Source organism: Paracidovorax sp. MALMAid1276, assembly GCF_049198005.1.
In the GTDB taxonomy this organism is placed as follows: Bacteria; Pseudomonadota; Gammaproteobacteria; order Burkholderiales; family Burkholderiaceae_C; genus Acidovorax.
Window position 1 is genome coordinate 84,705 of record NZ_JBMIRS010000249.1, and the last position, 6,449, is coordinate 91,153.

General features: G+C 68.1%; 7 protein-coding genes and 1 tRNA gene. 3 read left to right on the top strand and 5 right to left on the bottom strand.

What is annotated here, in order from left to right:
• Positions 1-15: 15 nt before the first annotated feature.
• Both ACOQFS_RS20995 and ACOQFS_RS21000 read right to left on the bottom strand, forming a co-directional pair.
• Complete coding sequence (locus tag ACOQFS_RS20995; RefSeq protein ID WP_421564749.1) at positions 16-552, bottom strand: tripartite tricarboxylate transporter TctB family protein; 537 nt, start codon at positions 550-552, stop codon at positions 16-18.
• Between the two features lie 166 nt (positions 553-718).
• Positions 719-1,678: a Bug family tripartite tricarboxylate transporter substrate binding protein gene (locus ACOQFS_RS21000; RefSeq protein ID WP_421564750.1), complete on the bottom strand. Its 960-nt coding sequence runs from the start codon at positions 1,676-1,678 to the stop codon at positions 719-721.
• Positions 1,679-1,861: 183 nt separating this feature from the next.
• Here ACOQFS_RS21000 and ACOQFS_RS21005 point away from each other — a divergent pair, with 183 nt between their 5' ends.
• From ACOQFS_RS21005 to ACOQFS_RS21015, 3 genes are read left to right on the top strand one after another with little or no spacing between them, the layout of a single operon-like run.
• Entirely contained in the window at positions 1,862-2,563 is a 702-nt protein-coding gene (locus tag ACOQFS_RS21005; protein ID WP_421564751.1) for a response regulator, read from the top strand.
• Between the two features lie 7 nt (positions 2,564-2,570).
• Positions 2,571-4,040 carry a sensor histidine kinase gene (locus ACOQFS_RS21010; protein ID WP_421564752.1) on the top strand — a complete coding sequence of 490 codons (1,470 nt, stop codon included), beginning with the start codon at positions 2,571-2,573 and terminating at the stop codon, positions 4,038-4,040.
• Positions 4,037-4,489 carry an RNA-binding S4 domain-containing protein gene (locus tag ACOQFS_RS21015; protein WP_421564753.1) on the top strand — a complete coding sequence of 151 codons (453 nt, stop codon included), beginning with the start codon at positions 4,037-4,039 and terminating at the stop codon, positions 4,487-4,489. Before ACOQFS_RS21010 ends, ACOQFS_RS21015 begins: the two co-directional genes overlap by 4 nt.
• A gap of 227 nt (positions 4,490-4,716) precedes the next feature.
• Here ACOQFS_RS21015 and ACOQFS_RS21020 read toward each other — a convergent pair.
• The 3 genes from ACOQFS_RS21020 to ACOQFS_RS21030 all read right to left on the bottom strand — a co-directional run.
• Positions 4,717-4,809, bottom strand: a tRNA-Ser gene (locus tag ACOQFS_RS21020).
• A 102-nt stretch (positions 4,810-4,911) separates the two neighbouring features.
• Positions 4,912-5,877: a tRNA lysidine(34) synthetase TilS gene (gene tilS / locus ACOQFS_RS21025; RefSeq protein ID WP_421564756.1), complete on the bottom strand. Its 966-nt coding sequence runs from the start codon at positions 5,875-5,877 to the stop codon at positions 4,912-4,914.
• 128 nt (positions 5,878-6,005) lie between these two features.
• A partial coding sequence (locus tag ACOQFS_RS21030; protein ID WP_421564754.1) for a methyl-accepting chemotaxis protein occupies positions 6,006-6,449 on the bottom strand: 444 nt, incomplete at its 5' end.

Sequence of the window (6,449 nt, forward strand, 5' to 3'; positions counted from 1 at the left end):
GGTGTGCAGCAGGCTTTACAGCCACCCTGTGTTGGTCAGGCCGGGCAGGTTGATGGCCAGCAATTGCGTAAACATCCAGTACACCGGCGCGGCCACTGCCACGCCGATCAGCAGGTCCTTGATCCAGGCCTGCGGGCGCAGGTCCAGCCGGTCTTCCGAACTCTTGAAACCCCGCACTGCCAGCACAAAGCAGAGCGCGCAGCTCAGGATGAAGCCGAGCGTGGTGATGAGCAGCGCGTTCGAGAGCAAACCGGCCGATACCCAGGCAAAGCCCTTCCAGTGCGCGCGCTCATCGCCGGAGCCATCCTCCAGCTCGCGGAACCCGCCCGTGCGCGCCTGCACCACGCACAGGATGCCGCACAGCAGCATCACGCCGCTGACCACCCAGGGCAGGAAGTTGGGGCCCACGCCGCCGTAGCCGGCCTCGGCGCTGATGGAACTGGCGCCCACGGCCAGGCCAATGGACAGCAGCACCAGCGCGGCGCCCAGCGCCGTCTGCAGCGGTATGGAGCGGGACGAATGCCCGCCGGACGATGTCGAATGTTCTGTCATGCTTGTATTCTTTCGACGAGATGCCGAGGGGCCTGCCGTCGGCAAACTCGGCGCCCGTCGGCAGTGCCGTGGAGCGCCTGCGCGCAAAGGAGAGCAGCTGCGCCGGCGCGCAGATGCCGGCGAGCGCGACGGCAGCGCAAGGGCTGCGACGCGCCCGCACCTGCGGTCAGATCATTCCGGACTTGACCATGGTGGCGCGCAGGCTTGCGAATTCCGCGTCCACGAAATTGGCGAACTCGTCTCCCGCCATCCAGGCAGGCGTCCAGCCGTTCTTTTCCATGGCCTCTTGCCAAGCCTTGTGCTTGAACGTCTTGGCCAGCGCGTCGATCAGCGCCTTGCGCTGCTCGGGGGTGATGCCGGGCGCGCCATACACGCCGCGCCAGTTGCCGATCTCCACGTTGATGCCCTGCTCCTTGAGCGTGGGCACGTTCACGCCCTTCAGGCGCTGCGCCGCCGTCACGCCCACAGGCCGCATCTTGCCGGCGGCGATGTATTCGGCGAACTCGCTGTAGCCGCTGCCGCCGATGCTGACATTACCACCCAGGATGGCCGCGGTGGCCTCACCGCCCCCACGGAAGGCCACGTAGTTGATCTTGGCCGGGTCCACACCCACTTCGCGCGCAATCATGGCGGCGGCGATGTGCTCGGTGGAGCCGCGCGAGCCGCCGCCCCACTTCACGCTGCCGGGGTCCTTCTTGAGCTGCTCGATCACGTCCTTCATGGTCTTGAAAGGCGAACTGGCGGGCAGCACGAACACGTTGTACTCGCTGGTCAGGCGGGCCAGCGGCGTGACCTTGTCGAGGCCCACCGGCGGCTTGCCGGTGATGATGCCGCCCAGCATCACGGCGCCCATCACCATCATGGCATTCGGGTCGCCCTTGCTGGCGTTCACGAACTGCGCCAGGCCGATGGCTCCGGCCGCGCCGCCCTTGTTGTCGTAAGCCACGGACGACGCCGCACCCGCGTCCTGCATGGCCTTGCCCAGCGCGCGGCCGGTGGAGTCCCAGCCACCGCCTGGGTTGGCGGGAATCATCATCTTGATGGCGGCTGCGCTCTGCGCAGACACGGGCAGCACGCCCGCTGCCGCCAGGGCGGCCATGGATTTGAGGAAGGTATCGCGGCGCATGGTGTCTCCTTGTGAGGTTTGCGAACGAACGGATGATGCGCGCGCTGCCTGTCAAACGGCTGTCCGCAAGCTCAGGGAAAACACTAGTCCACGCATCCCGTGGCCTGATGCCGGGCGTACGTGCTTGCGTGGCTACCGCATGGATGCACCAAGTGCGCGCTGGCGGCAACGTGCAGGAGTGATATGTTCCCGCGCATGCAATTGCTTCTTGTCGAGGACGACCCCACCATGCAGGCCACGCTGCACCGTGCGCTGACGCGCCGGGGCATGGATGTGACGGCCGTGGGCGATGGGCGCGCTGCGCTGCAGCACTGGGCCGCGCGCCAGCCCGATGCCGTGGTGCTGGACCTCACCCTGCCGGGCCTGGACGGCCTGCAGGTGCTGCAGCAGGCGCGCACGCGCGGGCTGCGCACGCCGGTGCTGATCCTCACCGCGCGCGGCACGGTGGGCGACCGCGTGATGGGCCTGAACGCCGGAGCGGATGACTATCTGCCCAAGCCCTTCGACCTGGACGAGCTGGAGGCCCGGCTGCGCGCGCTGGTGCGGCGCAGCGCCGACCCGGCCACGCCCGCGGCGCTGGCGTCGTCCAGCACCGTGCAGATCGGCGCGATTCGCTACGACAAGGACAGCGGTGCCTTGTATTTGAACGGCGACGTCATGGAATTGACACCGCGCGAGCTGGCGCTGATGCACGCCCTGCTCGCCCAGCCCGGCCATGCCGTGGCCAAGGAGCGCCTGTATGAGCTGGTCTTCCCGGGCCAGCTGGATGTGCAGTACGAGGCGATCGAGGTTGTGGTGTACCGCCTTCGCAAGAAGCTGGCAGGCACGGGCCTGACGCTGATGACGCTGCGCGGCCTGGGCTATCTGCTGCGCGCCGACACCTGATGTCCGCATGACGCTGTTCAAATTTCTCACGCCAGGGGCGCATTCGCTGCGGCGGCGGCTGCTGCTCGGCATCCTCGTGCCGGTCACCCTGTTCGTGGGTTTCAACACCTTCAGCCTGTACCGCCAGACGCTGGACTCGCTGAACACCGCCTACGACCGGACCTTGCTGGCCTCGGCCAAGAGCATCGGAGAGCAGCTGGACGTGGTCGGCTATGACGATGCGGCCGAGCTGCGCGCCTCGGTGCCCTATTCCGCCCTGGAGGCCTTCGAGGCGGACAACCAGAGCCAGATGTTCTACCGGGTGTCGACACTCAGTGGTGACGTGGTGTCGGGCTTTGCAGACCTTCCCGTGTGGCGCGGGGAGATTCCAAACCGCCCGCCCTATGCAGCGCTGGTGGACTTCTATGACGACCGCTTTCGCGAGCGCGACGTGCGCGTGGCCGTCCTGCTGCAGCCCGTGGCCAGCCACAATGGCCGCACCATGGCCGTGATCCAGGTGGCAGAGACCCTGGAGGTGCGCGAGACGCTGGCCCTGCAGATCCTGCGCAGCACGCTGCTGCGCCAGGCGCTGCTGATCGCGTTGATCGCGTTCACCGTGGTGCTGGTGGTGCAGCGCGCCACCAACCCCGTGCGCCAGCTCAGCCGCGACCTGCAGGCACGCCGGGAGGGCGACCTGAGCCCCCTCTCCGCCCCCTCGGCCCCGCGCGAATTGCAGCCCCTGATCGACGCTACCAACGAAGTCATGCAGCGGCTGCGCCATTTGCTGCGGCACCAGAAGCGCTTCGTGCGCGATGCCTCGCACCAGCTGCGCACGCCACTGGCGGTGCTCAAGACCCAGGTGCAGTCCGCATTGCGCGGCGACGTGGAACCCGGCCAGGCGCTGCACGAGATCAGCGACACCGTGGTGCGGGCCACGCAACTGGCCAACCAGATGCTGGCGCTGGCCAAGGTGGAACAGCTGCGGCAGCAAAGCGAGCTACCCGTCACGCGGTTTGACGAGGTGTTGCGCGGCGTGGCGCTGGACCTGTCGCCGCTGGTGGCGCAGCGCGACCTGGACTTCGGCATCCACACGCAAGCCAGCGCCATCCAGGCCCACGAATGGATGCTGCGCGAACTGAGCCGCAACCTGCTGCACAACGCGATCCGCCATGCGCCAGCCGGCAGCGAGCTGTCGGTGGACCTGCGCACCGATGGCCGGCACGTGGCACTGACCATCCGCGACCACGGCCCGGGCATCGACGACGAGCTGGCGAGCCGGCTCTTCCAGCCTTTTTCAGCAGGCGACGTGCGCACCGGCAGCGGCCTGGGCCTGGCCATCTGCCAGGAAATCGTGTCGGCGCTGGGGGGCAGCATCGTTCTCAACAACCGCATTGAAGGCGGGCGGCTGACCGGTCTGGATGCGGTCGTCCGCCTGCCCGTGAAGCCACCTGCATCTGGCGCGCCAGACAACCCGCCCGGAGCACAATCACGGCCATGACACACCCCCTGGAGACCATGCGCCTCGACAAATGGCTGTGGTGCGCGCGCTTCTACAAAACCCGCAGCCTGGCGACCGAAGAAATCGGCAAAGGCCGCGTCACCGTGAACGGCCAGGCCGTGAAGGCCGCCAGAGACCTGCGCTGCGGCGACACCGTGGCCCTGCGCCAGGGCCCCATCGCCCGCACCGTGGTCGTCAAGGGCCTGAGCGGCGCTCGCGGGCCCGCCCCCGTGGCCCAGCAGCTGTACGAAGAAACCGCCGAAAGCATCGCCACCCGCGAAAGGGCCGCCGAACAGCGCCGCCTGGCCCCCGAGCCCGCCGCAACACTGCAAGAAGGCCGCCCCACCAAACGCAACCGCCGAGAGATCGACCGCATCAGCGCGCGCACGCGCGAGCGCAGTGCACCAAAGGATTGGGGAGACCGCTGGAGTGCTTCCATCGATGAGTGACCTGGTGGGGGCACTGGAAGTGCATGGACATGGGAGCGGCCAAGCGCAGGTGAGATGCGCGAGCGCAGCCAGCCACCGATCTCGCCCCGGGTGAACGCTGTCAGCCTGCGCAGGTGACAGCATCGACGCGAGTCGTGCATTCAAGCCAATGCTTCTTGGTGCCTCGCCGACTCACCGCTGCAGAGCCCCAAAACAAAAAAGCCCCGACGAGCGGGGCTTTGTTGATTTGGCGGAAACGGAGGGATTCGAACCCTCGATGAGGCTCTACACCCCATACTCCCTTAGCAGGGGAGCACCTTCGGCCACTCGGTCACGTTTCCAATCCCGCTATTATGCCTCATTTCAGAGGGGGTTCCGGAGACGCGGCGGGCGCCACGGGCGACGTCCGCCGGCCCTGGATGTACGGGGACGCGGCTGCGCGGTCACCGCGATGGGGGTTCCGGGCCGCGCCAGTCCAGGGTCTGGCCCGAGCGCACCACGTGGCCGCGCCCGACCTTGATGTGGAGGCGGTGGCCGCGTGTGGTGCAGGCGCCCACCTGGCCCAGCAGTTCAGCCAGTTGGGCCGCTGATGGTGTGGTCTGGTGAGACTCTCGCAGCCAGTGGCGCAGTACGTTGGCCTGCCGCGCACGGCTCAGGCGCTGCAGGGCGCTGATGCGGGGCGGCACACCGACCGTTGCCGCATCTTCGCGGGCCAGCTCAGCCAGCAGCTCGGCCGCCTGCGCCGCGTTGGCGGCAGAACGGGCGAACGTGTCACGAAAGGCGGGGAACGCGGCCTCCAGGGCAGGCAGCAATTGCGCGCGGATGCGGTTGCGGGTGTAGCGCTCATCGGCGTTGGTGGGGTCTTCCACCCAGGCCTGGCCTTGGTGCTGCAGCCAGGCGCGGATGTCAGCTCCGCGCACCTGCAGCAGCGGTCTTTGCCACACCACGCCGCCCCGCTCCCACTGCGCCGGCATGGCCGCCAGCCCGGCCACTCCGGCGCCGCGCGACAAGGCCAGCAGCAGGGTTTCGACCTGGTCGTCGGCATGGTGGGCAATAGCTATTGTTTTTATAGCTAAAAATTCTTTACTGGAAAGCGCAAGGGCCTCAAAAGCCTTGTATCTTGCCTGGCGCGCAGCATCCTCCGGACTCTGGCCGGGACCGGGGCGGGCGTCCAGGCGGGCCACCCGCAGCGGCACGTTCAGGTGGTTGCACAGCGCGGCGCAGTGCTGCTCAAACCCATCGGCTGCAGCCTGCAGCCCGTGGTGCACGTGGATGGCCTGCACCTGCCCCGGCCAACGGCGCGCGCAGGCCAGAAGCAGCGCGGTGGAGTCGGCCCCGCCGCTCAACCCCACGGCCAGCGGCAACGCGGGCGCAAACGCGTGCATGGCGGCATCGAACGCCTGGGTCACGCTTTGGCCCCGCAGAATCGGCGTGAAAGCTGCCCCACCGAGGTGAACGGGCATGGCACGGGACGCGGGCAGACGGAAGCGGGCATGGCCGCCGATTATCGTGGCGGCCGGCAAGCCCCCGGCCAGGGCTACCACCCCGGCGCTGGCAGCCGCTGCGCGGCAGCAGCGCCATCGGTGGACAGCCGGAACGTGCCCACCACATCGGACAGCCGCACCGACTGGTCCTTGAGGCTTTGCGCCGCTGCGGCACTTTCCTCCACCAGGGCGGCGTTCTGCTGGGTCATCTGGTCGAGGTGTGCCACGGCCTGGCCGACTTCGTTGATGCTGGTGCTTTGCTCAGTGGTGGAGGCGGTGATCTCGGCCATGATGTCCGTCACGCGCTGCACCGACGTGACGATGTCGTTCATCGTGGTGCCCGCATCGTGCACCAGGCGCGACCCGTTTTCGACCTGCTCCACCGAGGTGTTGATCAGCGTCTTGATCTCACGCGCGGCTTCGGCGCTGCGCTGGGCAAGGCTGCGCACCTCGCCCGCCACCACCGCAAAGCCGCGGCCCTGCTCGCCCGCGCGGGC

What these genes read in the sequence shown, in the direction of transcription:
- ACOQFS_RS20995 (WP_421564749.1), bottom strand. Translation starts at nt 552, where the DNA reads ATGACAGAACATTCGACATCGTCCGGCGGGCATTCGTCCCGCTCCATA.
- ACOQFS_RS21000 (WP_421564750.1), bottom strand. Translation starts at nt 1,678, where the DNA reads ATGCGCCGCGATACCTTCCTCAAATCCATGGCCGCCCTGGCGGCAGCG.
- ACOQFS_RS21005 (WP_421564751.1), top strand. Translation starts at nt 1,862, where the DNA reads ATGTTCCCGCGCATGCAATTGCTTCTTGTCGAGGACGACCCCACCATG.
- ACOQFS_RS21010 (WP_421564752.1), top strand. Translation starts at nt 2,571, where the DNA reads ATGACGCTGTTCAAATTTCTCACGCCAGGGGCGCATTCGCTGCGGCGG.
- ACOQFS_RS21015 (WP_421564753.1), top strand. Translation starts at nt 4,037, where the DNA reads ATGACACACCCCCTGGAGACCATGCGCCTCGACAAATGGCTGTGGTGC.